Annotated in this window: 28 protein-coding genes and 4 tRNA genes; 25 read left to right on the top strand and 7 right to left on the bottom strand. The window is 38.8% G+C overall.

What is annotated here, in order from left to right; translation table 11 throughout:
• The first annotated feature begins 63 nt into the window (after positions 1–63).
• Genes NG55_RS08265 through NG55_RS08255 form a run of 3 tightly spaced genes read left to right on the top strand, consistent with a single transcriptional unit; the run spans position 64 to position 2257 of the window.
• Complete coding sequence (locus NG55_RS08265; protein WP_407638705.1) at positions 64–1461, top strand: M48 family metalloprotease; 1398 nt, start codon at positions 64–66, stop codon at positions 1459–1461.
• 30 nt (positions 1462–1491) lie between these two features.
• On the top strand, positions 1492–1857 hold the full coding sequence (locus NG55_RS08260; protein ID WP_065342976.1) for a GFA family protein: 366 nt from the start codon (positions 1492–1494) through the stop codon (positions 1855–1857).
• Between the two features lie 40 nt (positions 1858–1897).
• Positions 1898–2257 (top strand): hypothetical protein, encoded by a 360-nt coding sequence (locus NG55_RS08255; RefSeq protein WP_065342975.1) that lies wholly within the window; start codon positions 1898–1900, stop codon positions 2255–2257.
• Positions 2258–2335: 78 nt separating this feature from the next.
• Here the strand turns inward: NG55_RS08255 and NG55_RS08250 are convergent, their stop codons facing one another.
• Together NG55_RS08250 and rpsU are read right to left on the bottom strand one after the other, a co-directional pair.
• Positions 2336–2782 carry a GatB/YqeY domain-containing protein gene (locus tag NG55_RS08250; RefSeq protein WP_004808327.1) on the bottom strand — a complete coding sequence of 149 codons (447 nt, stop codon included), beginning with the start codon at positions 2780–2782 and terminating at the stop codon, positions 2336–2338.
• A gap of 29 nt (positions 2783–2811) precedes the next feature.
• The gene (gene rpsU / locus NG55_RS08245) at positions 2812–3027 is read right to left on the bottom strand and encodes a 30S ribosomal protein S21 (protein ID WP_004652785.1); all 216 of its coding nucleotides are present in this window, start codon (positions 3025–3027) and stop codon (positions 2812–2814) included.
• A gap of 145 nt (positions 3028–3172) precedes the next feature.
• Between rpsU and tsaD the strand changes: the two genes are divergently transcribed.
• From tsaD to NG55_RS08230, 3 genes are all read left to right on the top strand, one after another.
• Positions 3173–4180, top strand: a complete 1008-nt coding sequence (gene tsaD / locus NG55_RS08240; protein WP_004652786.1) for a tRNA (adenosine(37)-N6)-threonylcarbamoyltransferase complex transferase subunit TsaD — start codon at positions 3173–3175, stop codon at positions 4178–4180.
• A 182-nt stretch (positions 4181–4362) separates the two neighbouring features.
• Positions 4363–4866 (top strand): hypothetical protein, encoded by a 504-nt coding sequence (locus NG55_RS08235; RefSeq protein ID WP_065342974.1) that lies wholly within the window; start codon positions 4363–4365, stop codon positions 4864–4866.
• Positions 4867–4984: 118 nt separating this feature from the next.
• Complete coding sequence (locus NG55_RS08230) at positions 4985–5308, top strand: hypothetical protein (protein WP_016660369.1); 324 nt, start codon at positions 4985–4987, stop codon at positions 5306–5308.
• A 6-nt stretch (positions 5309–5314) separates the two neighbouring features.
• Here NG55_RS08230 and NG55_RS08225 read toward each other — a convergent pair whose 3' ends face one another.
• The 3 genes from NG55_RS08225 to NG55_RS08215 all read right to left on the bottom strand — a co-directional run bounded on the left by NG55_RS08225 (position 5315) and on the right by NG55_RS08215 (position 7510).
• Entirely contained in the window at positions 5315–6241 is a 927-nt protein-coding gene (locus NG55_RS08225) for a DMT family transporter (RefSeq protein ID WP_065342973.1), read from the bottom strand.
• Positions 6238–6816, bottom strand: coding sequence for a TetR/AcrR family transcriptional regulator (locus NG55_RS08220; RefSeq protein ID WP_065342972.1), 579 nt, complete (start codon positions 6814–6816; stop codon positions 6238–6240). The genes NG55_RS08225 and NG55_RS08220 overlap by 4 nt, the downstream gene beginning before the upstream one ends.
• Before the next feature lie 151 nt (positions 6817–6967).
• Positions 6968–7510 carry an HPP family protein gene (locus NG55_RS08215; RefSeq protein WP_065342971.1) on the bottom strand — a complete coding sequence of 181 codons (543 nt, stop codon included), beginning with the start codon at positions 7508–7510 and terminating at the stop codon, positions 6968–6970.
• Positions 7511–7601: 91 nt separating this feature from the next.
• Here NG55_RS08215 and NG55_RS08210 point away from each other — a divergent pair, with 91 nt between their 5' ends.
• A complete protein-coding gene (locus NG55_RS08210; protein WP_065342970.1) occupies positions 7602–8162 on the top strand; it encodes a TetR/AcrR family transcriptional regulator in 561 nt (186 codons plus the stop codon).
• Between the two features lie 76 nt (positions 8163–8238).
• Here NG55_RS08210 and NG55_RS08205 read toward each other — a convergent pair whose 3' ends face one another.
• Together NG55_RS08205 and NG55_RS08200 are read right to left on the bottom strand one after the other, a co-directional pair.
• Positions 8239–9339, bottom strand: coding sequence for a DUF6670 family protein (locus tag NG55_RS08205; protein WP_065342969.1), 1101 nt, complete (start codon positions 9337–9339; stop codon positions 8239–8241).
• A gap of 101 nt (positions 9340–9440) precedes the next feature.
• Positions 9441–10331 (bottom strand): ATP-binding protein, encoded by an 891-nt coding sequence (locus tag NG55_RS08200; RefSeq protein WP_065342968.1) that lies wholly within the window; start codon positions 10329–10331, stop codon positions 9441–9443.
• A 174-nt stretch (positions 10332–10505) separates the two neighbouring features.
• On the opposite strand from NG55_RS08200, the gene NG55_RS08195 reads away from it, so the two are divergent.
• The 18 genes from NG55_RS08195 (at position 10506) to NG55_RS08115 (ending at position 25847) form a co-directional block, all read left to right on the top strand.
• A complete protein-coding gene (locus tag NG55_RS08195) occupies positions 10506–12014 on the top strand; it encodes a DUF3336 domain-containing protein (RefSeq protein WP_023270122.1) in 1509 nt (502 codons plus the stop codon).
• The gene (locus tag NG55_RS08190) at positions 11989–12813 is read left to right on the top strand and encodes a protein kinase domain-containing protein (RefSeq protein WP_065342967.1); all 825 of its coding nucleotides are present in this window, start codon (positions 11989–11991) and stop codon (positions 12811–12813) included. The genes NG55_RS08195 and NG55_RS08190 overlap by 26 nt, the downstream gene beginning before the upstream one ends.
• Before the next feature lie 106 nt (positions 12814–12919).
• Positions 12920–13004: transfer RNA gene (locus NG55_RS08185), tRNA-Leu, on the top strand.
• Between the two features lie 68 nt (positions 13005–13072).
• Positions 13073–13146 (top strand) — tRNA-Trp (locus NG55_RS08180).
• Between the two features lie 152 nt (positions 13147–13298).
• Positions 13299–13383 (top strand) — tRNA-Leu (locus tag NG55_RS08175).
• A gap of 64 nt (positions 13384–13447) precedes the next feature.
• Positions 13448–13521 (top strand) — tRNA-Trp (locus NG55_RS08170).
• A gap of 321 nt (positions 13522–13842) precedes the next feature.
• Positions 13843–14997: an iron-containing alcohol dehydrogenase gene (locus NG55_RS08165; RefSeq protein ID WP_065342966.1), complete on the top strand. Its 1155-nt coding sequence runs from the start codon at positions 13843–13845 to the stop codon at positions 14995–14997.
• Between the two features lie 18 nt (positions 14998–15015).
• Positions 15016–16416, top strand: coding sequence for a sigma-54 interaction domain-containing protein (locus tag NG55_RS08160; protein ID WP_081408976.1), 1401 nt, complete (start codon positions 15016–15018; stop codon positions 16414–16416).
• 9 nt (positions 16417–16425) lie between these two features.
• Entirely contained in the window at positions 16426–17877 is a 1452-nt protein-coding gene (locus NG55_RS08155; protein ID WP_065342965.1) for an NAD-dependent succinate-semialdehyde dehydrogenase, read from the top strand.
• 61 nt (positions 17878–17938) lie between these two features.
• Positions 17939–18745 carry an N-acyl homoserine lactonase family protein gene (locus tag NG55_RS08150; RefSeq protein WP_065342964.1) on the top strand — a complete coding sequence of 269 codons (807 nt, stop codon included), beginning with the start codon at positions 17939–17941 and terminating at the stop codon, positions 18743–18745.
• A 135-nt stretch (positions 18746–18880) separates the two neighbouring features.
• Positions 18881–19432, top strand: coding sequence for a hypothetical protein (locus tag NG55_RS08145; RefSeq protein ID WP_016543118.1), 552 nt, complete (start codon positions 18881–18883; stop codon positions 19430–19432).
• Positions 19433–20019: 587 nt separating this feature from the next.
• A complete protein-coding gene (gene astA / locus NG55_RS08140) occupies positions 20020–21051 on the top strand; it encodes an arginine N-succinyltransferase (RefSeq protein ID WP_065342963.1) in 1032 nt (343 codons plus the stop codon).
• Positions 21052–21506: 455 nt separating this feature from the next.
• Positions 21507–22970, top strand: coding sequence for an amino acid permease (locus NG55_RS08135; protein WP_016543121.1), 1464 nt, complete (start codon positions 21507–21509; stop codon positions 22968–22970).
• Between the two features lie 202 nt (positions 22971–23172).
• Complete coding sequence (locus tag NG55_RS21255; RefSeq protein WP_228704170.1) at positions 23173–23262, top strand: T6SS immunity protein Tdi1 domain-containing protein; 90 nt, start codon at positions 23173–23175, stop codon at positions 23260–23262.
• 208 nt (positions 23263–23470) lie between these two features.
• A complete protein-coding gene (locus NG55_RS08130) occupies positions 23471–24253 on the top strand; it encodes a DUF7738 domain-containing protein (RefSeq protein WP_065343064.1) in 783 nt (260 codons plus the stop codon).
• A gap of 11 nt (positions 24254–24264) precedes the next feature.
• Positions 24265–25065 (top strand): DUF7738 domain-containing protein, encoded by an 801-nt coding sequence (locus tag NG55_RS08125; RefSeq protein ID WP_065342962.1) that lies wholly within the window; start codon positions 24265–24267, stop codon positions 25063–25065.
• Positions 25066–25108: 43 nt separating this feature from the next.
• On the top strand, positions 25109–25465 hold the full coding sequence (locus NG55_RS08120; protein WP_065342961.1) for a hypothetical protein: 357 nt from the start codon (positions 25109–25111) through the stop codon (positions 25463–25465).
• A 28-nt stretch (positions 25466–25493) separates the two neighbouring features.
• Positions 25494–25847: a hypothetical protein gene (locus tag NG55_RS08115; protein ID WP_065342960.1), complete on the top strand. Its 354-nt coding sequence runs from the start codon at positions 25494–25496 to the stop codon at positions 25845–25847.
• Positions 25848–25871 lie beyond the last annotated feature (24 nt).

The following is a 25871-nucleotide window of genomic DNA, read 5'->3' as shown; positions in this document are numbered from 1 at the left end:
AAATCATAGAGAAACCACTTGAGATCGTTCCTGCTCGCCTGTGGCCTTTTCGCCACCACTCAACTGAGTCACACTGAGGTTTTTTTGCCTGTGCATAGTGCAGGGCAAACAGAAGTGCCTGAAATTGGCAGCGGTATAGGTTTGCTCGATCAACAAAAAGAAAAATTTATCGGTGAAAAGGTTTATCGTGAAGTGCATCGTCAAATGCCAACGGTGCAAGATGCATGGTTGGAAGATCAGTTCTTACAGGTCTTTTCAGGCATTTTAAGCCAGACTCAACTTGGTCAACCAATTGGCTTAGTGATTATCAAAGATCCTCAAATTAATGCTTTTGCTGTGCCTGGTGGTTTATTTGCATTAAATACAGGATTGATTACCTCAGCAAAGAATTTGGATGAGATTGCAGGGGTCATGGCGCATGAGATTGCGCACGTATCACAACGCCACTATAGTCGTTCTCAAGAAGCCTTTAAGGGGCAGGGCCTGCTCGCATTGGCGGGGATTCTTGTTGGTGCAGCGATTGCATCCCAGGCTGATGGTAATGCGGGTGCAGCGGTCATGATGGGGACTCAAGCGGCATTGATGGATAAGCAGTTGAGTTATAGTCGTAATCAGGAGCGTGAAGCGGATCGTATTGGTATGCAGTTTATGTATGCCGCAGGTTATAACCCACAGAGCATGGCAGATTATTTTGAAACCATGCATCGTGCCACCAGCCGTGTCAGCTTTTTACCAGACTTTTGGTTTACCCATCCTTTAACCACCGAGCGTATGAGTGAAGCACGTTTACGCGCCAATCAATTACCGAAAGTGAAATCAAAAATTTATGATCCCGATTTTGAAATTTTAAAACTCTATACCTTAGTGGTTTCAAATCAGGCCACTGAAATTCAATTACAGTCACTGGCCAATCAGAAAAATACAGCTGCACAATTGGCATTGAGCAAGTTCTATCTTGAACAAGGTGACTATGCGCAAGCACAAGCCAATTTGGACTTGGTGAAGACTAAATTGAAAAATCATGTGCTGATTCCTTTGATTCAAACTGATATTTATTTGGGTCAAAATAAGCTGGATCAGGCATATGCCGGTATCAATTCGATTCAAAAAACCATGCCTGAGAATAGAGCTTTGTCCTATAAACTGGCGGAAGTTCTGATTCGCCAAGGGCAAGTGGCCCAAGCACAGATTTTGGTGCAGCGCTTTATCCATAAAAACCAGCGTGATATTGAAGGTTGGCAATTATTGCAACAGGTAACCAATCTGGATAAGAGTTCACCATTACAGGCAGTCAATGTGTTGGGTTATCGTGCAGAGGCAGAGTATTGGTCGGGTTACGAAGAAAATGCGATTAAGTCGATGTTGCATGCACAAAGGCTCGCTAAGGGGAATATCGCGATGTCGGCTAAGATTGACGCACGCTTAAAACAGATGCAAGATGAGCGCCGTATGCGACTCTGATCCCGATTAAAATAATTCAAGGAAAGACACATGATCCAAGGGCAATGTTTGTGTGGTGCTGTACAGTATCAATATCATGGCGAAATTGAAAACAGCATTTTATGTTATTGCAGTCATTGCCAACAGGCTCAAGGCTCAATTGCGGGGTGGAACAGTCCGATTGAGCAAAGCAAATTTGAACTGATTTCTGGGCGAGAGCAACTGAAAGAATATTTTCATACACCCAACAAGGCGCGCGTCTTTTGTCAAAACTGTGCCAGTCCAGTTTATTCCTATCGTATAGATTTACCTGATGTCATTCGCTTACGACTCGGTACAGTGACAGCAGGAGAGATACCAGCACCGAAGGAAGAATTTTTTCTTGAGCATAAACCAAAATTTATTGAATTAAGATAAGATGACGAGCGTAAAGAATCGCTGAGAAGTTAGAACATATATGAAGAAAATTTTAGTTTTTATTTTTGCGATCAGCAGTGTGGGGATTAGCTCAGCGGCATCGATTGAGCAGTATGCAAATTCAGTGGATAAAATCCGTAGTGCGTATGCACAGGACATCCGTAGCTTTTTACGGAGTCTGAATCCACAAATCTCACAATTTACCCCAGAGCAACAAGCAAAGTACTGCCAGATTAATCAGCGTTATATTCAGGATATGTTTGATGCGATTGAACAAAATCGTTCATCTTTACCAGCGCAATATGCCAGCATGACCAAGCAGGATTTAATCAAGCAGGTGGTTGAATCAAAAGAAATGCAAATGCTTGCGAAGTATAATGTTCAGTGTGATTTTAAATAAAAGAAAGGCTTTGGGTTCATTATTGCAATGAATCCAATTCTTTAATAAAGCGAAATATAGAAAGGAGAGTTAAGCGGCTTAGCTTAATTTTGCTTTGATTTTAGCAGATACTTGTGCAGGATCGGCACGCCCGGCTATGATCGGACGTAGAGAATTCATCACCTTACCCATATCTTTCATGCTAGTAGCTTCTTGAGCAGCAATCGTTTGCTCAATGATGGAATCAAGTTCTTCCTCAGTCATAGCGGCTGGTAGAAATTGAGAAATAACCTCAACTTCGGCTTGTTCCTTACTAGCTAAATCATCTCGACCAGCGCCAGAAAAGGCCTTGATCGATTCTTTACGTTGTTTAATTTGCTTTTCAATGACCGCAAGAACCTGAGCATCGTCAAGCTCAATGCGCTCATCGACTTCGATTTGCTTAATTGCTGCTTGTACACCACGAATAACCGTTACTGTTGCCATATCTTTGGCACGCATTGAGTTTTTTAACACGTCAGTAATTTGGTTTTTTAAAGTATTCATAGTCTCTTCAGCAGTCAATCACAAATTAATTAGTAAAGGCGAGTAGTACGTACAGATTCGCGAGTCAATTTCTTTTGATAACGCTTAACTGCAGCAGCTTTTTTACGCTTACGTTCTTGAGTTGGTTTCTCATAGAATTCGCGCTTACGAACGTCAGCTAAAACACCCGCTTTTTCGCATGAACGTTTGAAACGACGGATAGCTACGTCTACTGGTTCGCCTTCTTTCAACTTAACTTGTGGCATGTAAAATCCTCTAAGATGATGGATAAGATCTAACGCACGATTGCACTAGATCGCAAGTGAAGGTCAGTATTTTACTCATTTACAACTCAGATCACAAGTCTATAATAGCTTCGATATTATTTTTGATCGTTGTAAAGGCAGTTTAATGATTGTTTTGGGCTTAGAAACTTCGTGTGATGAAACTGGGTTAGCACTCTATGATAGCGAGCTCGGCTTACGTGGACAGGTTCTATATAGCCAGATTAAATTGCATGCGGAATATGGTGGTGTCGTTCCTGAGTTGGCTTCACGTGATCATGTTCGCAAGATGATTCCTTTGATTAATCAATTGCTTGAGCAGAGTGGCGTCAAAAAACAAGAGATAGATGCAGTTGCTTATACTCGTGGTCCAGGATTGATGGGTGCACTGATGACTGGGGCTTTATTTGGCCGCAGTTTAGCCTTTGCATTTAATAAGCCTGCGATCGGTGTGCATCATATGGAAGGTCATATGCTTGCACCATTACTTTCGGAAACTCCACCGGAATTTCCGTTTGTGGCTTTATTGGTTTCAGGTGGGCATACTCAATTAATGGCAGCCTATGGTATCGGTCAATATGAATTGCTCGGTGAGTCAATTGACGATGCAGCGGGTGAAGCCTTTGATAAAGTCGCAAAAATGATGAAACTGCCTTATCCAGGTGGACCGAATATTGCGAAATTGGCGTTACAGGGCGATGCCAAAGCATTTGAATTTCCGAGACCAATCTTGCATCAAGGTTTGGATTTTTCTTTTAGCGGTCTTAAAACTGCAGTTTCAGTACAATTGAAAAAGTTAGGTGAAGAGAATCGTGATGCCGATGTGGCAGCCTCTTTCCAAGAAGCAGTTGTTGATACTCTAGTCAAAAAATCAGTGAAAGCTTTAAAGCAAACGGGTTTAAAACGGTTGGTGATTGCGGGTGGTGTGAGTGCTAATCTGCGTTTGCGTGAACAATTAGAAACTTCTCTGGCAAAGATCAAGGCACATGTTTATTATGCCGAACCCGCATTGTGTACAGACAATGGTGCCATGATTGCTTTTGCTGGATATCAGCGTTTAAAAGCTGGACAACATGATGGTTTGGCGGTGACGACGACACCAAGATGGCCAATGACTGAGTTACAACCGACCTAAAATGGAACGTATTTTTCTAAATTGATCCTTAGATTAAGGGGCAATTTAGACCATTCTTATATTTAAAAATCAAATTCTTGATTTATGTACATGGCAAAGAGTTAAAGTCAACGCTATCGTATTAAAGTATTGGATAAATTATTTATTTTTGATGAGCTAAAACTCATTGTGGAGTACAAAAGTTGAAAATTTCTTATATTTTTACATGTGGCCGATTAGAGTCTTTATTTAAGATTCTCTGCCTCACTCAAAAAGGTGAGGAAAAGGTTGCATCAAAAGAAAAAGTGATTGAACAATATCGAAAAGACATTGCTTTGGGGCGACCATTTGAAGAAACTGAGCTTTATCAATTGATTGAGCAAAGTGAGGAAAAAATTGTCATTAACCGCTTGAGTAATATTTTACGCGAAAAACCTACTCAGCAGAAGAGTAGCTTTGATGCGGACGAATATAAGACTGGTGCATGGTCTGAGTTTAGTGATTATAAGCTAGCAGTTCGATTCTCAAATGCGAAAACCGAGTTAAGTGAAAAGCACTTTGCGAAAACGGGTGAGTATATGACCAGTCGTGGTATCGCAAAATTGACTGGCTTTAATCCAAGCAACATTAAGAATATGTTGCATCATAAAAGAAGTGTGGTGAGAAAAATGCTCACAACTTTAGAGAAATTAGCAAAAGAATATTGATCTTCAAAAAATCTTATTCGCGATGCAGAGATATTTCTGCATCGCGAATCATCAATTGTTATTTATTATAAAACTTAAGTATGTATTTTCAGTAATTACAAAAGAAAAAGGCAAAATAATGTGGTCAGTTAAAGCAGCAACGATAGTTGCATGGTTCAGTATAATTGTTATTGCTGCGGCAGCAGTGTTTTCCATTTATGTTCTCAGTATCCCATGTGTCCCTGATCGGATTTGTGAAATGCCACCTGTCCATCTATTCTTTTTATTGGCATTAATTATCTCTGTGATCTGTAATTTTATCGGTATTATTTTGTCGATTATTGGATTAAAAAAAGAGGAACCCATTAAAAAATTAGCCAAAGAGGCACTACGTTTTAATGGGAAAATTATTATTTTTAGCTTTGCAACCGCAATGTTTCTACTTTTGATATTAATAGCTTAGACGTTTCTATGTCATTGGTTGTGAACGATCTGCTTTAGACAACACGGCCAAACACATAAAAATCAATGCCATACCAACCCAACCAATCGGTGCCAGTTGCTCGCCCACCAATAAGATTGCAAATAATGCGGCAACCAATGGTTCAAACAGGGTCAGTGTGGTGGCAGTACTGGCTGAAATAGTCTTTAAAGCATAGCCAAACAACAGATAGCCAAGGAACATTGGAATCAGCATCATATAGGTGACAACATACAGGTTCACGGGTTCATCAAACAGATTTGAACCCGTAAAAAACAGTGTTGGTAATAGAATTAAAGCACCGAAACCAAAAATTAAGCCCATGGATGCCTTTGAGTCGACACCGCGATCAATCATTTTTTTAGCAGCCCAAGAATATAAAGAATAGGTTAGTGCCGCGATCAGTCCAAGAATAATTCCAAGGGCTTTCTGGTCTGTTGCAATCGTTTGTGTTGTTGCTTGGGAATGTGATTCACCTATAGATAACAATAGAACACCAGCCACACCAAAGATAAAGCTGATAAACCACTTTTTAGAGAGAGCTTTTTTATCAAAAAACTTTTCCAGCAATGCGGTAAATAAGGGTGCAGAACCAATTGAAATCACCGTACCAATCGTAATCCCTGCCATACGCATCGACGAATAGAAGGCTAATGGGTAAATCGCAACGGAGACCATGCCAATTAACAGTAATGGATAGTAAGCACGAATTTGTGGTAAATGACTGCGGATGTTTTTATGGGCCAATAAGGCTTGTAATAATCCACCGCCCCCCATGGCAACTGCACCAATCGCTAAAGGGCTTAAATTTGGTGCATAAGAGGCAGCTGTGCCTGTGGTGCCCCATAAAATTGAGGCAATGAGGACAGCAATAAAGCCAGAATGAGAACTGAGGTTTAAAGAACGACGACTCACTTTGCAACCTCTTGTTCTAATAGGTTTTGCACCATTTGTTTTGCTGCAAACACTTTGTTACTGGAACTTTCTAAACCAGCACGGGCAATCGAACCTTCCAAGATAAATGAAAGTAGCAGTGCCAGTTCTTTTACTCGCTGTGGGCTGATACTGAGTTGCTGTAAATGCCCCGCTAAAATCGCTTCGATTTCATCTTTATGCTGCTTAACAGCTAAGCGTTCAGGACTATGCGCAGGAAACTCTGCGGCTGCATTGAGTAGGCCACACCCCCGGAAGCCTTTTTCATAGGCAAATTCAGCATGATCCTGATAGGCATCAAAAATAGCCCAAATGCCATCAATCGGGGTTTGAATCTGCACTTTTCTTTTTTGGTATAAATCTAACCATTCCTGATGACGGGCTTCGATATAACACGTGATTAAGTCTGATTTGGTCGCAAAGTTATTGTACAGCGACATTTTGGCCACATTGGCTTTCTCTGTAATGCTGTTGATACCTGTGTTACTGATGCCATCGTTATAAAACAGGGTTGCTGCTGCATCCAAGATTTTTTGTTTTGCTGATTTCGAGCTCATAAGAAAATAAATCTATGTATACCGACCTACCTAATTTTATGGAAAAGTAAATTATTTGCAAGCAAAAGTTTATGCGTTCTATTTATTTAACTTGGATTGCTAAAAGGAAATCGATTAAAGCGTATGGAGCAGGCCTTAATCGATCCGGATTTTATTGAAGATTCTTTTTGCTGTGGATAAAAGCCAATCCATACACAGGCCATTTTTTCTCGGATTTTAAATTGTTGACCAGCCATGCAACCAGTACCAATGCAATTGAACCGAGCAGCACTGGGAAGAATAAGAAACTCCAATGGTATTGAATGGTATTTGCCGTGAGTAAAATCACCAATGGATTTGCACCTGCAGGCGGATGTACACAGCGTAACAGTTGCATGGCAGCGATGGCGCAGCCAACAGACAGGGCAATGCTCAGTGTCGAGACACCAAACACTTTAAGAAATAGTAAACCAATAAAAGCCGAGACAAAATGCCCCAAAATCACATTGCGGGGTTGAGCCAAGGGCGATTGAGATACCGCATAGAGAATAACGCAGGTTGCGCCGAATGGTGCCATGATAAATAGATTGTGGGTCAATTTACTGAGCAAAATTAAGATCAAAATACTCAATGTTCCACCGATGAGGCTTCTTATGACATCAATGGATTGGGGCATGGGGGCGAGATGTTCTCTACCGTTGAATAAAGATAACATGGTGATCTCATGACAGGGTTGCTTTATGCCGATAATAAAACTAAAATTACAAATAGTACAGATCTGTACTATTTTGATTGAGTAAATTTTTATGTCAAAGTCAGCCAATAAAATTTTGCATACTGCAGAAAAATTATTTTATGAAAATAGTTTTGTTGGAGTGGGTGTTGACCTGATTCGAGATGAGTCTGGCTGTTCAAAAACCACGATGTACACCTATTTCAAAAATAAAAATCAATTGGTGAAATCAGTCTTGGAGGCACGGGACGAAAAGTTCAGACAGCGTCTTTTGAATTATGTTGCCGATGCAACAGGGCGAGAGGCATTGAATAGGCTGATCGATTGGCATTTATTATGGTTTCAAGAAGATAACTTTAAAGGTTGCTTATTCGTCAGAGCGGTAGCGGAGTCGCATTTGGGCGATCAAGAGATTATCTCTGTGTCAAAAGAACACAAAGTTTGGATTAGAAACTTAATCACAGCATATCTACACACTTATCCAAAGGCTGAGATGTTGATTGAGGTGACTTATACCTTGATTGAAGGGCTCATTAGCCGTTTTTTGGTGGAAGGTTATGATGCAAAGGTGGCAGCGGAGATCAAGGATTCAATTAACCAAATGATTGATGCATTTAAGCCAGCAGCACTTTAACGGTTATTGGCAACATCATTTTCATCGCATGTGAGTAGTAAGCCTTTGATGGATCGCAAAGGCTTACTGTTTTTATTTATTGCTTAAATGCGTTTTGGTCTTCTACATCCACATATTCGATATAACCACGACCTTGAACGGGTTTATTTAAATATTCCCCCGTGAAGGTGTAGGCGCTGGCATAACCAATCCCATGACCATAACGAAATGGACTATCAATTTCCGCAGTGATCTCGAGAACCTTTTGATCAGCATCATCTTTGACTGACCAAGAGAACTGTTGTGGTAAGCGCATTTTGTTACCACTCGGAGAAACATAATCATCAACTTGATGGGCAAGTACTTTGAATTCCACATTGGTATAGATTTCTGCTGGTTGATCGGTATGGCGAACATGCAGACTATAGGCGGCAGGCTGACCCAAAATATCGGCTTTGGTGAGCAATAATTGGGTGGTCTCGGTTAAATTAATAATTTGATAAGTGAAAAAGTCTAAAGGTAATTTATATGGTGCGGGTAATAGTTTTTTCACCACGCCATGTGCACCTGCTGCACGTGCATATTCATAGGTGCATAAGCCTTCGGCAGGCGTGGTTTTACCTTGATACTCAAGCTGACCTTTAAAGCTCGCCAACAGACTAAAATGATCATAGATCGGCGTTTTAATAAACCATGAAATTTGATCGGAGACATCCAAATCAAATTCAAAGCTGAGCCCGTGATAGCTACCTTTGAGATGAATATTCGGTAATGTACCTTGAATAGAAACTTCTTCACCCAGTTCAATCAATGTGCCATTGTCTTGAATATTGGCTTGTTCTGGAATGAGATAAGCTCTTAATAGGTGTTCATCTACAGCCGCGGTACTGGAAAAGAAGGTTGCTGTTTTTCTAGGGTTGCCCAGCGTAATGTCATCATGGTCAAAAGCCAATGCGCCAGGCGTACCCAATAAAATCATGATATTTAAATAACGATGCGGTTCTGGAAGTAGCGGAAAGAAAATTCCATAATGTGTCCAGGTATAAAATTTTTCTTCTGTACGTGGACGGATAATTTCAGGTTCTGAAAATGGAAGGGTCGAATATTTTACGGCTTTATCGAGCGTACCTTGCGCAAGCAATAAGCTTTTGCCCATAATTTTGCTGGTCAGGGAGGTCGGTGGCAATTGTTTCTTCATCTTGTTTCCTAAACTCAATCCATGCTGTGACAGCTAGAGTATGAGAAACAATTGCCGATGCTAAGCGGAAATAAGGACAAAGCTACAGCTTTTCAGGACATTTATGCGGATGCTTTGTTTGATAGTTTCTCTAGGTTTTGTGAGCCAATCCAGTGTTTTGAGAACTGGTAAGCAGCACGACCAGAGCGTTGCCCACGTGCTTGGCACCATTTCAAACTTTCACCACGAACCAGATCGTTATAGTCCAAATTGGCTTTGACAATATAGTGTTCAACGATTGCTAAGTAGAGTTGTTGGTCCATAGGATAGAACGATAACCACAGACCAAAACGATCAGAAAGCGAAATTTTTTCCTCAATCGCTTCCTGTGGATGCAGTTCTGTATATTGCGGTACATCGACCTTACGCACAGGGGTATTTTCATGCATAAACTCAGGCAGTAAATGACGGCGGTTACTGGTTGCGTAAATAATAAAATTGCTCGAACCAGATTGCAGTGAACCATCCAGCACACTTTTCAAGCTACGGTAGTTCTCGTCTTCAGCATTGAAGGCAAGATCATCACAATAGACAATAAATTTTTCAGGACGATTCTCAATCAGTTTTTGAATCTTAGGTAAATCCGATAAATCATCACGTTCAATCTCAATCAAACGTAAACCTTGAGCGGAATATTCAGTCAATAGGGCACGTACAATCGATGATTTCCCTGTACCGCGAGAACCTGTCAGTAATACATCATTGGCAGGTAAGCCATTCAAAAACTGCAGTGTATTTTGAATGATTTTGTCTTTTTGGCGCTCAATTCCCTTTAAGTCTTCCAGATACATTTTCTTGGGTTGCTGTATGGCGACCAGCTGCTGATTTTCCCAACGGAAGGCGATTGCAGAGAAATCCGTGGGTTGCTTTGGTTCTGGGAGAACTTGCTGCAGCTGTGTTAATACACTCGATAAGGATTGAAGGATAGATTCGGGTAAATCAAGGATAGCCATACATATAAACCAAACTCAATGATGAATAGGGATACTATCACTGCTATTACTGAAATAAAGAAAATATCATCAGAAATATCGAAATAAATCGATTTTACCCTTGATTGTTGCGGCAGCATTTTGCATTGTATAGGTGCAAGCATATAAAAAATAAGCTGAAAATCAGGATTGCAAATGTTCAATAGAGTTCAAGAGAAAAAGAATACATATCAGTCACATAGAGTTGATGTATTGCAAGAACGCCTACGACATGCAAGCTCTTATACAGAGTGGAAAGAAATTGCACTAAAACTGGATCAAGAATCTGGTCATGAGGCATGGAAATATGACAATGAGTCGCCATATTTTGATGCGGAAATCCTTTCGAAACGCTATAACCTATTAAAAAAATATCGTATGCAGCATCGCACGCTGGATTTGATCTATGTGTTAAGAGAAGGTCTGTCATATGACTTTGCCAATATTGGGCATCCGATGCTGTTTGCCGAAACTTATTTTGGTACCAAAAAGATCATTGAAAACTATGTTGAAGAAATGAGTGACTGCTTGCGTTACTTAGCTTCGAGTGAGTGTATTACTTTCCAATTGAAAGAGAAAATTCAGTTTTTTGAAGAATGCCAAAAAGCTTATGGTCAACCCGCTTTGATGTTTTCAGGTGGCGCAACTTTGGGTTTATTCCATACTGGCGTTTGTAAGGCGCTCTTGGAGCAGGATTTGATGCCGCAAGTTTTATCAGGTTCAAGTGCTGGGGCAATCATGACAGGCATGTTAGGCGTGTCTACACCTGATAAAGTGCCTGAATTGCTGCAAGGTGAACACTTTTTTAGTGATGCCTTTAAGTTTAGGAAAATCAGTGAATTGATTCGGGGCCGTGGTGGGGTTGCGGATGTGATGTATTTAAAAAAATTCCTGATGCAGAACTTGGGTGATGTTACTTTTGCCGAGGCATATAAGCAGTCCAAACGACATATTAATATTGTGATTGCGCCGTATAATACCGCACAGAACCCACGTATTATGAATGCATTAACCGCACCGAATGTATTGGTATGGAGTGCCGTACTGGCTTCTTGTGCTGTACCTGTATTATTTCCACCTGTGCATTTGACCAGTAAACGTTATGATGGACAACATACACCGTACCTTGCCAATACCAAATGGGTGGATGGCAGTATGCGTAGTGATTTCCCACAGGAGAAAATGGCTCGGTTGTATAATATTAATTACACCATTGCCAGTCAGGTCAATCCGCATATCGTGCCGTTTATGCAAAGTGACAGCAACCGTTTCCGCCGAGATGTGCTCAGTTGGCCAGAACGAATTATCCGCCATCAAGGCAAAACCATTGCCATGGATGTGATGGATCTAACCCGAAGCTATATGGGGAGTTTTTTCCCGATTCGCCGTATGCTTGATCATGGTTACGGGATTTTAGGGCAGCGTTATTATGGTGATGTGAATATCATTGCCAAATATGGTCTCAGACACTATAGCTATATGTTGCAAAATCCACGTCCGAAACTGTTTAAAGTATTGCAACAAGAGGGCGAGCGGGCAACTTGGCCAAAAATCGCCTCAATTGAAATTCATGCGCGGATTGGTAAAACCATTGAGCATTGTTTAACATCATTGCGGAAGCAGGACGAAAAGCAGCAGAATGAGTTTTACTACGTGGATCTCTGATCCAGAAATTCAACTTGAAGATTTAAGGCTAAGGACTAAAGCACAAAGCTATGCCTTTGGGCGACGTGTTTATACCTTTCAAGTGGAGCAACAAGGTTATTGGCTTAAATTCCATCAAGCCGATAGCCATCCTATTTTGGAACAAGCATTTTTACGTGAATTGGATTTTTATCAGAAATTTAAGGGCATCGAGCAAAATTTTTTATTGCCGTATGCAATCATTCCACTGAGTCAAATTAAAAGTGATGTTGCTATCGATCAGGCTGGGCAGGGTTTAGTGAGCATCGATAGCCCCCATTTTTTTATTCCGATTTCGGCATCCGAATCCCTGAACAGAATTAAACAAAAGATTCTAAGCGCGTTCGAGGCTTTAGATAGCTTGCATCAAGCAGGTTGGGTGCATGGTGATCTGAAAACTGAACATTTTCGTTTATACGGTCATTCGTGCAGATTAATCGATTTTGAGCAATGTTTTAGAATTGGGCAGCCCATGCAGAGCTTGGATGCAACACCACATTATATGGCACCCGAGCTTTTTCATGGGGCAGGGAAAAGTATTCAAAGTGATCTCTATGCTTTGGGGGTTATTGTGTATGAATGGTTGACTCAATCTCGCTTAAAGGCGAGTACTTATCACGATTGGGCCGTTTTACATTGTCAACAACTACAGATTCAGCTTCCGATTGAATTTGAGGTTTTTCTTCCTTTATTGAATGGGTTAACCCAAAAGCATGTTAAACAACGCTTTAATTCGGTTTTAGCTGCAAAAAACAGCCTAAATGCCATTGATTTGCCGTAAAAATAAACATCAATGCTAGATTTGAATATTATGTGTTCAGTTGATTGGTTTTTTTAGGTGAAAGACTTGTCATGCTGCATGTTTCTCACTAATATGCATACCCATCGGGGGCGTGGCGAAATTGGTAGACGCACTGGATTTAGGTTCCAGCGCCGCAAGGTGTAAGAGTTCGAGTCTCTTCGCCCCCACCATATTTAAAAAGCAAGTTTATCTTGCTTTTTTTATGGTTAAATCTGAGAGGATTTAATCATGTGGTTATAGAGGATTGGTGTAATGGTAGCATGACGGTCTCCAAAACCGTTCGTCAAGGTTCGAGTCCTTGATCCTCTGCCAAATTTGAAAAGGGCCTTCGAGAGAAGGTCCTTTTTTTATTTGTGTAATTTATTTGATCTGTATATTAAAAAAGCATTAGCTTTCATAAACATAGTTTTTTTATAAAAAGGGCTTGTCAGTCGCAGGGTTTATCTCTAATATACACACCCATCGGGGGCGTGGCGAAATTGGTAGACGCACTGGATTTAGGTTCCAGCGCCGCAAGGTGTAAGAGTTCGAGTCTCTTCGCCCCCACCATATTTAAGAGAGTATTACTACTTTCTTTATGATGAAGTCAGAAGGACTTTCATCATGTTGTTATAGAGGATTGGTGTAATGGTAGCATGACGGTCTCCAAAACCGTTCGTCAAGGTTCGAGTCCTTGATCCTCTGCCAAATTAATAAAAAAGCCCTTGTGAAAACAAGGGCTTTTTTATGGCCTAAATATTTGTGTTTTTAAGAAAGATTGAGTTTTTATTTTTATTGGTCATGAATACCTGTAAAAGCTTATGAGAATATTTTAGCTAAGATCTCTATTCATAATTATTTTCAATCAATCCATATAAAAATAAAATTATGAATTAATGACATGTTATTATGAATATATTCATCAAAGAGAATAATAAGAAAAAATTAAACCTTTGAAAAATAAGGATTAAAAACTTGGCATATTCATTGCAATATTCTGATGGGAATAAGCAATAAGGGATTATGAATATGTCAATTCATCTATTTAAATCGGTCAGTAAACTGGTTACAGGTATTGGGGCTTCTGAGGAACTCATTCATCATATCCATCGGTTGAAAATGTCAAAGATTTTGATCTTAACTGATAAAGGAGTGTTAAATTCTGTAGCAGTAGAAAAAATAAAACAGAATTTAATCAATAATAATATTGAATATACGATTTATTCAGATATTACACCAGAACCTGAAATTGAAGTTGTACTCAAAACAAAACAATTTTTTGAGCGAGATCAATATAATGGAATTGTCGCTATAGGTGGCGGGAGTGTTATCGATACTGCTAAATGCGTTGCAATATATGGAAATAATAATGTGCCTTTGGATAGTTTATTTGGCGAAAATAAGGTTGAGCAGAAAGGATTACCTTTAATTGTACTGCCAACAACGGCAGGAACAGGTTCCGAGGTAACCAATATCGCTATTTTATCTGATACTGTAAATCAGGTAAAAAAAGGAATTGTTAGTGATTATTTACTACCTGATGTCGCCATTATTGCCCCAGAAATGACGGTAAGTTGTCCACCTTCGATTACCGCAGCAAGTGGCGTAGATGCATTGGTCCATGCAATAGAATCGTTTATCTCAGTAAATGCATCTCCATTAACCGATGCCTTCGCAATTCAGGCAATGACTTTGATCATGAAATCACTGCCTGCTGCCTATGCAAATCCAGAAAATATGCTAGCACGGGAAGATTTAGCCAATGCAAGCTTAATGGCTGGTCTTGCATTTGGTAATGCTGGTGTAGGTGCTGTACATGCTTTGGCTTATCCATTGGGAGGCCGGTTCCATATTGCACACGGTGTAAGTAATGCACTGTTGTTACCTTATGTCATGGAATATAACAAGGTCGCATGTTTAGATAAGTTTAGGATCATCGCACAGTGTTTTGATGAACCTATTGTTGGTTGTAATTCGATTCAAATCGCAAACAAAGTAATCGATCGATTATATCTTTTATGTGAGATGGTTAATATTCCAAAGGGATTGAATCATTTCAATATACCTAAAGAGGTTATTCCAGAGCTGTCAGCTGAAGCAATTAAAATTGAAAGATTGCTACGGAATAATCCGAGAAAGCTGAATCTTCAAGAGATTGAAAAAATCTATGAGGCGGCTTACTAAAATCAAAGGAATGAAAAAATGGATTGGGTAGATTTTCTATTAAATCGTGATCTCAATGAAATAGGCATTTCAAAGAAAATGTTTATTTCAATTGTTGATGCTATCGATGATGGTGTTTTCATTACAGATGAAAAGGGAATTATCTTATTTGTGAATAATGGATATTTACAGCTCACAGGTTTGAGTCGTGAAAATCTGTTAAATACCCCAATCCAAAGCTTAGTAAAACAAGGTGTTATTTCTCGATCTGTTTCTCTTGATGTGATTAAAACACATCAAGAGAAAACATTGCTTCAGTCCTTAAAAAATGGGAAAGAATTATTGGTTACTGGGCATCCAGTATTTAATGAGAAAAAGAAGTTAATTGCGGTTATTACCTCTGTAAGAGATATTACGGCATTAACAGAAGCACAGAATGCACAAAGAGAACTGGAGGATATTAAAAATACACAGAAAAAATATTCAGGTTTAAAATCAACTACAGGTTTTTTAGAGCATTTAAGTGATTCGACCAATCGTACTTATAAAAAAGCCGAAAGAATAGCATCTTCCGATATTAAAATTTTAATACAGGGTAATACTGGGACAGGGAAAACTGTTTTAGCACGTCATATTCATAAATGCAGTGGACGTCGAGATAAACCTTTTTTAGAAATAAACTGTGCCACGATGCCTGAAGGATTGTTGGAATCAGAGCTTTTTGGCTATGTGCCAGGTGCATTTACTGGGGCGCTACAGAAAGGGAAAAAAGGATTGTTTGAAGCGGTGAATGGCGGAACATTATTCCTAGATGAAATCGGTGATTTACCGCTTGCACTACAAGCAAAAATTTTGAAGGTTTTGGAGGACAATCGTTTTATTCCAGTAGGCGGTTTTGAATATATTTATACAGATGTTCGTATTATTTCCGCGACACACCATGACTTATTGGGCTTGGTTGAAAAAGGATTGTTCAGAAACGATTTGTATTACCGTGTTTGTGTAGCCACTTTGCATCTTGATGATTTAAAAGACCGCCTAAATGAATTGGGTCCATTACTAGAACTTTATTTAGAAATTTTCAATAAAAAATACAGATTGAATAAAAGTTATGCAGAGGAAACGATTGAGTTAATCAAAAGATATGCATGGCCAGGAAATATAAGAGAGTTGACCAACTTTGTCGAACAGACAGTCGTCATGAGTGAAATGGATATTATCCAACCGCTGGATATTCCAGCAAATATTCAGCAATCAATTCAAAAAGGACACACGTCTTGTACAGATCAAAGTCTCAAAAGACAGGTCGATGAATTTGAATACAACATAATTTCTCAGGCTTTAGAGCGATATAAAACGACGCAAAAAGCCGCACAAATTTTAGGGATTGATCAATCCACTCTTGTGAAAAAGCGACAACGCTATTTAGAACGTTACTAAGGATTAAATATGGATATTCTTCATTTAGACACATTTAAAAATTTAGCTTATATCAACGGAAATTGGGTTGAATCCTCTAATCAACAGTCGATTGAGGTTTTTAATCCTGCAAATAATGATCTTATTGCAACCATTCCAGCCTTAGCGGTTGAACAAATTCATGAGGCAATTCAAGCCGCTTCGGATGCCCTGCAGGCTTGGAAAATGAAAAGTGTCAAAGAACGGTCTGATCTTTTGAAAAATTGGGCGAGATTAGTGCTGGATTATAAAGATCAGTTAGCCACCATCATGACCATCGAACAGGGTAAGCCACTGAATGAGGCAAAAGGTGAGATTAGCTATGCAGCCAGTTTTATTGATTGGTTTGCAGAAGAGGGACGTCGCATGTACGGCGATACTATTCCTGCACCGACAAATGATAAACGGTTAAAAACGATTCGTGAGCCAGTTGGGGTTTGTGTCGCGATTACGCCTTGGAATTTCCCAGCAGCGATGATTACACGTAAAGCTGCTCCAGCCTTGGTTGCGGGTTGTACCATGATTGTGAAGCCTTCTGAAGAGACGCCTTTTAGTGCTTTAGCATTGGCCTATTTAGCGGAAAAGGCTGGAATACCAAGCGGGGTTTTGAATGTTGTTACAGGTCACGCACAAGAAATTGCACCCGTTTTAACGGCGAGCAGGATTGTAAAGAAAGTGAGTTTTACTGGCTCCACGCCGATAGGTGCTTTATTAATGCAGCAATCAGCGTCGACGCTAAAAAAAATGTCACTTGAGTTGGGTGGAAATGCCCCTTTGATTGTTTTTGATGATGCTGATTTAGATTTGGCGGTGCAGGGCACGATCGATAGTAAGTTTAGAAATGCAGGGCAAACCTGTGTGTGTAGCAATCGTATTTTTGTTCATGAATCTATTCATGATGCATTCGTTGAAAAATTAAAAATTAAAGTTTCTCAATTAAAACTTGGAAATGGTTTGCAAGAAGGCGTTGATCTTGGCCCTTTAATTAACCAAAAAGCAGTGAACAAAATCATTTCACATATTGATGACGCAATTGATTTAGGTGCTGAGCTGATTTTGGGAGGTCAAAAGTCAGCAATAGGAACTCACTTTTTTGAACCCACGATTGTCATCAATGCCAATGATCAAATGTTGTGTTTCAAAGAAGAAACCTTTGCTCCGCTCGCACCGATTTTTAAATTTACGACTGACCAAGAAGTCATTCAGCGTGCAAACAATACCGAGTATGGCTTGGCCTCATACATTTTTACGGAGAGCTTAAAGCGTAGCATCCGAGTCTCCGAAGCTTTGGAATATGGAATGGTGGGAATTAATACAGGTTTAATTTCGACAACGGAGGCGCCATTTGGTGGGATTAAATCCTCAGGATTTGGTCGTGAAGGGTCTAAGTATGGTTTGGATGAATATACGGAGTTGAAATATATCTGCACGGGAGGTTTGTGAATAAAGCAGCCAAAAGGTTGTTTGGTTTTTTGAAAGCGTAACGTTAAAAAGGAACTTTAAAATGGAAGAAGTGAAATTATATGCCATGACATGTGGCTGGATCACAATGCCTTATGGTTTTTTTATGGCTGGAGAAACTGGGAGTCTGGCGATTCCTGTTCCATGCTATTTGATTGAGCATCCTAAAGGGACGGTCTTATTTGATACTGGATTGGAATTGTCGCTGCAGTCAGAAGATGAATCTGTGTTTAAAAAAGCCTTAGGTGGATTTGCAGACTTAACCACTGTAGATTTTGTTCCAGGTGAGGATGTTGCAAAACGCTTGGAAGCATTTGGTGTTGATCCGTTAAAAATTAATTTCATCATTAATTCTCATCTACATTTTGACCATTGTGGTGGTAATGCCTGCATTCCCAATGCGCGTCTCATTATTCAGAAACGTGAATGGCAGGCTGCTAAAAACGAAGAAAATATTGAAAAAGAAATCTATGTACCACGTCATTACGATTTAGGTCATGATCGGCTTGAAGTTGATGGTGAGCATGATTTATTTGGTGATGGTTCTGTGATGTTAATCCCGAGTTTTGGTCACACACCAGGACATCAATCTCTCAAAGTCAAAATAGAAGGTAAAGATGTGGTGATCACCGCAGATGCTTGTTACTTAAAAGCTTCCCTTGAAAAGATGACGCTACCAGATGCCATGGTGGTGAATGATGCTCAGGCAATGTTAAATAATTTTAATTTATTTAAGCAGCTACAGTCCAAAGGTGCCTTTGTCTTATATGGACATGATCCAGAACAATCTAAATTACTGACAGATGGATCAATTCGCAGAATTACCTCAGAGACTTTAGCAAGTCTGTAATCAACTATGTCATTTGTCATAGAGCATTTGATATTGGAAAGGGCTTGAATGCTTCAAGTCTATATAAATAGCAATCTGCTTTTCTCATGATTCAAAACAGATTGTAAAAATGGATTTTATCTCAAGGAATAAATTATGAAATCTTTCGTTAAAGCATCTACATTATTGGCTGCAGGCATTTTAACTTCACAGCTTTTTACCGTTTCGGCTCAGGCAGCATTACCAGACAGTTGTGCAAAAGATGCAAAAGGCCGCTATAGCCCACAATTTGAAGTGCCATGTAAGGCATTAGATGATTTTTTAACTACATTTAACGCTAAAGATGAACTTGCATGGGCAAAAACGTTGAATTATCCACATGTTCGTATGTCTGGTAATCAAGTAACTGTTTGGCAAACGCCAGAGGCGTATGCAAAAGATCAGGATTTGCAAAAACTTGCAAAATCGATTGGTTGGGAAAATACCCGTTGGGATTATCGTTACGTTGTGCAATCAGGCAGTGATGGTAAAAATAATCCGAATAAATATCATGTTGCTTTATCTTTTACCCGTTTAGATAAGGCCGGGAAACCGATCCCAGGTCATACCTTTGATTCCTTTTATATTATTACGAATGTAGATGGTAAGTGGGGAACACAATTCCGTTCAAGTATGGCGGGATCATTACATGGTAAATCAGCATATTAATGTTGATTTAAAGTCTCCTAGCTAAGCCTTGGTTAGGTGAAAATCACAAAAAGCAAAGCTTCAGCTTTGCTTTTTTTATTATTGCACTTTATCTCTTATTCAGTTGTTAAGTTAAAATGATTGCTGGGGCATCTCTATTATTTATAAAACTAAACTAGTTCGGATAGGTTCGACCGTATTCAAATAGAGAGATGTCTCTATTTTCCTTTTAGATTGATCCTATAATTTTTCATATTGTCACTGTCAATAAATAAAATGCTAAAAAACAGCTCATTTTTTGCTTAATTTTAAATTTTTTGTGCCAATTAGTTTTTGAATAATAGAGTAATCAGCACCGCTGTTGATCAGTTTAGTGTATTCAAATTTGATTTCAGCTTGATGAAAAGTCACAAAAAAGACTTAGATAAATAAAGCCAGCTTGGTCATCACTGAGCTGAGGCTAGGGAAAAATTTAAGAATTAAGGAATAACAAATGTCAGGATTGTGCATGGTTCAACACAGATCGCATGAATTGAAGGTCTTACTCGAGAGAACAAACAGTGTAGCTTGTGCTGCGTTTGTTTTAACGCAAAATAAGGGTAAATGACATGATGATCATTCGCTATATCCAACAAAAAGACATCCATGATCTTTATCACTTGGCACAAAAAGCAGGTTTTGGCTTAACCTCTTTGCAACCTGATATGGAAATACTGGCTGCACGTATAGACCGAGCGATAAAGACGGTTGAAGGTAAACTAGAAAAGTCGGAGCAGGGCTATTTATTTGCATTAGAAGACACCACACTGCATAAGGTGGTCGGAGTGTGTGGAATAGAAGTTGCCTTGGGCTTAAAAGAGCCTTGGTATAATTTCCATGTGGGTACGCAAGTGCATTCTTCAGAACCACTGAATGTCTATAAAGCATTACCAACTTTGTATTTGAGTAATAACCATACCAACTGTAGTGAACTATGTACTCTATTTTTAGATCCTGACTATCGCTTAAATAAGAATGGCAAGTTTTTGTCTAAAGTTCGGTTTCTGTTCCTTTCTGCTTTTAGACAATATTTTGAAGAAACCATTGTGGCTGAAATGCGTGGCTTTTCAGATGAAAATGGCCGTTCACCGTTTTGGGATGCGGTTGGACATAAATTCTTTGATATGGAATTTACCAAAGCAGATTATCTGAGTGGAACAGGAAAAAAAGCCTTCATTGCAGAACTGATGCCGCGACATCCACTTTATGTCGATATGTTGCCTGATGAGGCCAAAGCTGTGATTGCAGCAGTTCACCCAAATACAGTACCCGCATATAATCTGTTGATTGAAGAAGGTCTACGCTATAAGGGCTATGTTGATATCTTTGATGCGGGTGCGACTTTACAGGCTGATATTGAAAATTTAAGAGCGATTAGAGACAGCCATGTGGTGATGGCAAAGGTTGAGTCATCTGATCTGATTGCGCTTGGTGATGAGCCTTATATTGTTGCCAATGACGATTATGAAAATTTCCGCGCCATTCTGACGTATAGCCAGCCAGATTCCACGCAAGTGATATTGAATGAGGAACAAGCGCATCAGTTACATGTTAAAGCGGGTGCATCTGTACGGTTGCTCAATATCAATATTGCAAATTAGAACCTAATGCATTGTATTTGAACAAATCGCTAATTTAGCGCTTAATTAATGATATTTATGCTGTAATTTTTTAGCCATATTTTTCTGTTTTTCTCGATGATAAATGTTTCTTAATTCCATGAATAAAATAGATAAGCGCAAATTATGATTGACCATATGGTTTATATTTCATGTTAATTGGGTATTAATTAAGCGGACATGAAGAGCATCTTCTTCAACTTATTCATGAATGAGATATGATGCTTGCGGCTAAAATAGTTTTGATTAATAAAAAATAAATTTTAGCGTGTTGAGAAGGGATCTAATACCAACAATTTATAGATGAGGTGAATTATTTAAATTATTAATTTCAAAATAATTTTTAGAAAATGGAACTTTTAAATTAAAGCATTTTAAAAATAATTTATTGATATCAGGCAATGATAACGGCTGTTATACATTGGAGTAAGGATGACATGACTCAGAATAATGAAAAGCAACTTCTGCAAGGAGATCTGCTTGGCAGTCAACATATGACGCAGCAGGATGAAGAAAAGTTACAACGTTCTTTGACCAATCGTCATATCCAGATGATCGCCATTGGTGGTGCAATTGGTACAGGCCTATTTATGGGTTCTGGTAAAACCTTGAGTGTTTCGGGTACTTCAATTGTTTTAACTTATTTAATTATCGGTTTTTTCTTTTTCTTTGTGATGCGGGCAATGGGTGAGCTATTGCTGGCAAATACTAATTTTAAGACCTTTGCTGATTTTGCAACAGCGTATATCGGCCCTTGGGCAGGTTTCTTTCTGGGTTGGTCCTATTGGTGTAACTGGATTATTACCGCAATTGCCGATGTGATTGTGATTGGGGGGTATATGCAGTTCTGGTATCCTGACGTTCCTGTTTGGATACCTGCATTTACCTCACTGGCAATTTTAACCATCCTGAACTTTGTCGCCGTTCGTATGTTTGGTGAGTTGGAGTTCTGGTTCTCTTTAATCAAAATCTCCGCCATTATTCTGTTTATTCTTGCAGGGATTTATTTAATCAGCACTGGCTTTACCTCGCCGAGTGGTGTCAAAGCTTCGATGAGCCATGTATTTGAAACTCAATCAATGTTCCCCTATGGGGTTACTGGCTTTTTAGCAGGCTTTCAGATTGCGATTTTTGCCTTTGTCGGTATTGAACTGGTCGGAACCACTGCAGCCGAAACCAAAGATCCACATAAATCATTGCCTAGAGCCATCAATTCGATTCCATTACGTATTTTGTTGTTCTATGTCGGTGCCTTGGTTTGTATTATCGCAGTGACCTCTTGGGCAAAAATCTCACCAGAAAAAAGTCCCTTTGTGGAAATGTTTTCCCTGATTGGATTGCCGATTGCGGCGGGATTGGTCAATTTTGTGGTGGCGACGTCTGCACTTTCTTCGGCAAATAGTGGGATTTTTGCGACCAGTCGTATGCTTTATGGTTTATCTCTAGATAATGATGCGCCGAAAAGTTTTAGTAAATTGTCAAAAAGAAAAGTGCCGATTCGCGGTCTGATCTTTTCCATGACTTGTGTCACGATTGGAACCTCGATTTTATTTATTGTGCCGAATGTCATGACGGCATTTACCATCATTTCAGCATTGACTTCGATTCTATGTATTTTTACCTTTATGCTGATTATTTTGTCTTATATCTGCTATCGGAAAAAATTCCCAGAGTTGCATCAGCAGTCTAAATTTAAAATGCCAGGTGGTTTGATTATGGCATGGTTCACCATGTCATTTTTGGTTTTTACCATTGTGATCTTGGCTTTAGATCACGATACGCTGATTGCGCTGGCTTTTTCACCAGTATGGTTCATTGGTTTGCTGATCGCATATCGTCGTAAAAAGAAAAAAATGCTGCAACTCGATCTGTTAAAAACCAGAACGGTGGATTATGTCTAAGTTGGGTTAAATCTATCGCTGTTTATTCATTTACAAGGTGCTAAATTTTTCCAAAAATGTTGCCGAGTATTAAGCATGAATGCGATTGTTTGATCCGAGCCTTTATTCTTGTACAAGAATAAAGGTGATTTAGAGATAAGTTGCTGGAAATAAAACTCTTTTTGACCGTGTGATCAAAAGTAGAGTGAGTTAAAAAAATGATATCTTCAGTTTTGAGCTTGCGCTTATTTTAGGTGGCGCAGCCAAACTGGAGAATATACCTAAGCTGCGCATTATTTCACATTTACAGTGATTGGCTTCTTCGGATATACCAGCAAGGTGTTAAATACTGGTAAGTTTGTTGGTGAGCAAGATTTTAGAAAAGAGGAGGACATCGCTTCTTTTTATAGTATAAAGTGCTTGTATGGAATATTTAAGAACAAAGTGTATGCTGGAAATGATGAAGTATGGCAAGCATAAACAATAGTCAGAAAATAGTTAATATTTTAACCAGTCTTTGCATGAATATTAAAGCCATCAGCTATTCTAAAAAAGTTCTAGTCGGTTTTTTACCCATGATTTTATGTATGAGTTGTAGTAATGGTCAGTCTGCAGCACAGACGAATTCAGATACTGAAGGGTTTGTGAAAAAATTGAATCCACAGCATCAATTTAAGGTGCATGGCTGTGCAATTAATTATAACGGCACAGATCTCTATATGAGTTCTACTGTAGAACCTTGGCTCAAAGCATTGGGAAAAAATTATAGAAAAGTGGATAGTACAGATGGAGCTAATTTAACCAATTTATATATTTATGATGATATAGGCGTTCGCTTGGTTGAGAGAAAAAATGACAAGCAAATTGATAGTTTTCGTTTCCGTTTAGAAAGACCAGAACACGATATAAAGAAAGAAACAGATGCAGAAATTGAAGAAGAGCTAAAGAAACCGGATACGGAACAAGTAAGAAGTATCTTTAAGGATGCGGTTGATGTAGAGGGTGTACTTGTCGGTGCATATCCCATGTATGATGAAATTAGAAGTAAATTCCATGCAAAAACACGGGTGAGCTACAATCTCATGGCGGATTGTAATGAAAATCAAAAAGGTGACGTATTTGGAATTGAGTTAAGTACCAGTTTTAATGATCCAGAAGTGATTGATCATCTGTATTTTTATAATTTTTTTGATTCGATGAGTGATGAGGAGAAAGCGAGACAGCGTAAAGCATTCTGTGAAGGCCCTGATCGCGATCATCCTATTTTAGGCGGCGGTTGTGACGACTATCCTGTGAAAAAATAACTGTATTGAATATGAATAAATTTAATATTTTTGGAATTCTGCTTATCAGCTTTGTATGTATCAGTTGCAGTAATGACCAGTCAGCAGGGCAACCAAGTGCTGATACAGAAGGATTTATCAAGAAATTAAACCAGAAGCATCAATTTAAGGTGCATGGCTGTGCAATTAATTATAACGGCACAGATCTCTATCTGAATTCTACTGTAGACCCTTGGCTCAAAGCATTGGGAAAAAATTATAGAAAAGTGGACAGTACAGATGGAGCTAATTTAACCAATTTATATATCTATGATGATATAGGCGTTCGCTTGGTTGAGAGAAAAAATGATAAGCAAATTGATAGTTTTCGATTTCGTTTAGAACGTCCAGCACATGATATTAAAAAAGAAACAGATGCAGAAATTGAAGAAGAACTGAAGAAACCAGATACCGAACAAGTGAGAAGTATCTTTAAAGATGCGATTGATGTAGAGGGTGTACTTGTCGGTGCATACCCTATGCATGATGAAATTAGAAGTAAATTCCATTCCAAAACACGCGTGAGCTACAACCTTAAGGCAGATTGTAATGAAAATCAAAAAGGTGAGCCATTTGGAATTGAGTTAAGTACCAGTTTTAATGATCCAGAAGTGATTGATCATCTGTATTTTTATAATTACTTAGATTCGATGAGTGAAGAGCAAAAAAAACAATTATATAGAAGAAAAGATGAAACTGGTAAGGAGGTATGCGACGAATATTTTGATGTAAAAGCTATGAAGGTTGTCCCAAGATACTGCACAGAAAAGGAGTTGGAAGAGGAAAATAAGTAAACTTCTTTTTTCTTAGTAGTCGTAATGTTCAGGATGATTTTTAATGAAATACAAATTGATTTTAATTGTTTTTGTTATTTTTGCGCTGCAAGGCTGTGGCAAGAAATATGAGATTACACCTGAAAATTTAGATGTAGCCCATGTTAATCAATTTTATCATCAGGTCATTCATATTTCTGGTGGAAAAGTTATTGATAAGCATAAGCCATTAAATACAGATATCCCAAAGGATCTAGGAGTCGAGGTTCGACCTGTTGATGATTTAGATGGATATAATAGAATAGAAATTAAGGGAACTCCAAAGTATAAAGGTACATTTACAGTTCATATCTCAGCTGGGTTTTACGCTGGCGGGGATGCTGAAATAGACAAAAAATACACTTTTATAGTTCAAGAGTAATTGAATAGTCGTAGTTTAAGGGTTTGGTATGAATTTCACATTTATCTTTACTCTATGTTTCGCTTTAATGGGATGTAGTCGAAATTATCAAGTACAACCTAGTGAATTACCAATCGCTCATATGAATAAAAATTATAGTCAGGATATTACGATTACAGGTGGAAGAGTTATAGAAAGAAGTTTTGAGATAAAAACAAACTTTCCAAGTGATATGGGGGTTGAAGTAAAGCCGATTAATACAAATGATATAAGTGCGTATAATAAATTAAGGGTGGAAGGAGTGCCAAAATATAAAGGAGCCTATGATATTAGTATTTCTATGGGTTTTTATGGAGCGGGGGATGATGAGTTGAGTAAAACCTACAAATTCGTTGTGAATTAAATGTTTGGACACTAACTTTCTAAA

Origin of the sequence: Acinetobacter gyllenbergii, from assembly GCF_001682515.1 — a bacterium.
GTDB classification, from domain to species: domain Bacteria; phylum Pseudomonadota; class Gammaproteobacteria; order Pseudomonadales; family Moraxellaceae; genus Acinetobacter; species Acinetobacter gyllenbergii.
This window is presented reverse-complemented; position numbering and strand designations above follow the sequence as displayed.

Excerpts from the sequence above, each read along its gene's own strand:
- NG55_RS08260 (WP_065342976.1), top strand. The coding sequence starts at position 1,492 with ATGATCCAAGGGCAATGTTTGTGTGGTGCTGTACAGTATCAATATCAT.
- NG55_RS08200 (WP_065342968.1), bottom strand. The coding sequence starts at position 10,331 with ATGGCTATCCTTGATTTACCCGAATCTATCCTTCAATCCTTATCGAGT.
- NG55_RS08255 (WP_065342975.1), top strand. The coding sequence starts at position 1,898 with ATGAAGAAAATTTTAGTTTTTATTTTTGCGATCAGCAGTGTGGGGATT.
- tsaD (WP_004652786.1), top strand. The coding sequence starts at position 3,173 with ATGATTGTTTTGGGCTTAGAAACTTCGTGTGATGAAACTGGGTTAGCA.
- NG55_RS08155 (WP_065342965.1), top strand. The coding sequence starts at position 16,426 with ATGGATATTCTTCATTTAGACACATTTAAAAATTTAGCTTATATCAAC.
- NG55_RS08135 (WP_016543121.1), top strand. The coding sequence starts at position 21,507 with ATGACTCAGAATAATGAAAAGCAACTTCTGCAAGGAGATCTGCTTGGC.
- NG55_RS08195 (WP_023270122.1), top strand. The coding sequence starts at position 10,506 with ATGTTCAATAGAGTTCAAGAGAAAAAGAATACATATCAGTCACATAGA.
- astA (WP_065342963.1), top strand. The coding sequence starts at position 20,020 with ATGATGATCATTCGCTATATCCAACAAAAAGACATCCATGATCTTTAT.
- NG55_RS08115 (WP_065342960.1), top strand. The coding sequence starts at position 25,494 with ATGAATTTCACATTTATCTTTACTCTATGTTTCGCTTTAATGGGATGT.
- NG55_RS08145 (WP_016543118.1), top strand. The coding sequence starts at position 18,881 with ATGAAATCTTTCGTTAAAGCATCTACATTATTGGCTGCAGGCATTTTA.
- rpsU (WP_004652785.1), bottom strand. The coding sequence starts at position 3,027 with ATGCCACAAGTTAAGTTGAAAGAAGGCGAACCAGTAGACGTAGCTATC.
- NG55_RS08190 (WP_065342967.1), top strand. The coding sequence starts at position 11,989 with ATGAGTTTTACTACGTGGATCTCTGATCCAGAAATTCAACTTGAAGAT.
- NG55_RS08125 (WP_065342962.1), top strand. The coding sequence starts at position 24,265 with ATGAATAAATTTAATATTTTTGGAATTCTGCTTATCAGCTTTGTATGT.
- NG55_RS08165 (WP_065342966.1), top strand. The coding sequence starts at position 13,843 with ATGTCAATTCATCTATTTAAATCGGTCAGTAAACTGGTTACAGGTATT.
- NG55_RS08120 (WP_065342961.1), top strand. The coding sequence starts at position 25,109 with ATGAAATACAAATTGATTTTAATTGTTTTTGTTATTTTTGCGCTGCAA.
- NG55_RS08210 (WP_065342970.1), top strand. The coding sequence starts at position 7,602 with ATGTCAAAGTCAGCCAATAAAATTTTGCATACTGCAGAAAAATTATTT.
- NG55_RS08250 (WP_004808327.1), bottom strand. The coding sequence starts at position 2,782 with ATGAATACTTTAAAAAACCAAATTACTGACGTGTTAAAAAACTCAATG.
- NG55_RS08215 (WP_065342971.1), bottom strand. The coding sequence starts at position 7,510 with ATGTTATCTTTATTCAACGGTAGAGAACATCTCGCCCCCATGCCCCAA.
- NG55_RS08230 (WP_016660369.1), top strand. The coding sequence starts at position 4,985 with ATGTGGTCAGTTAAAGCAGCAACGATAGTTGCATGGTTCAGTATAATT.
- NG55_RS08130 (WP_065343064.1), top strand. The coding sequence starts at position 23,471 with ATGAATATTAAAGCCATCAGCTATTCTAAAAAAGTTCTAGTCGGTTTT.
- NG55_RS08220 (WP_065342972.1), bottom strand. The coding sequence starts at position 6,816 with ATGAGCTCGAAATCAGCAAAACAAAAAATCTTGGATGCAGCAGCAACC.
- NG55_RS08150 (WP_065342964.1), top strand. The coding sequence starts at position 17,939 with ATGGAAGAAGTGAAATTATATGCCATGACATGTGGCTGGATCACAATG.
- NG55_RS08205 (WP_065342969.1), bottom strand. The coding sequence starts at position 9,339 with ATGAAGAAACAATTGCCACCGACCTCCCTGACCAGCAAAATTATGGGC.
- NG55_RS08160 (WP_081408976.1), top strand. The coding sequence starts at position 15,016 with ATGGATTGGGTAGATTTTCTATTAAATCGTGATCTCAATGAAATAGGC.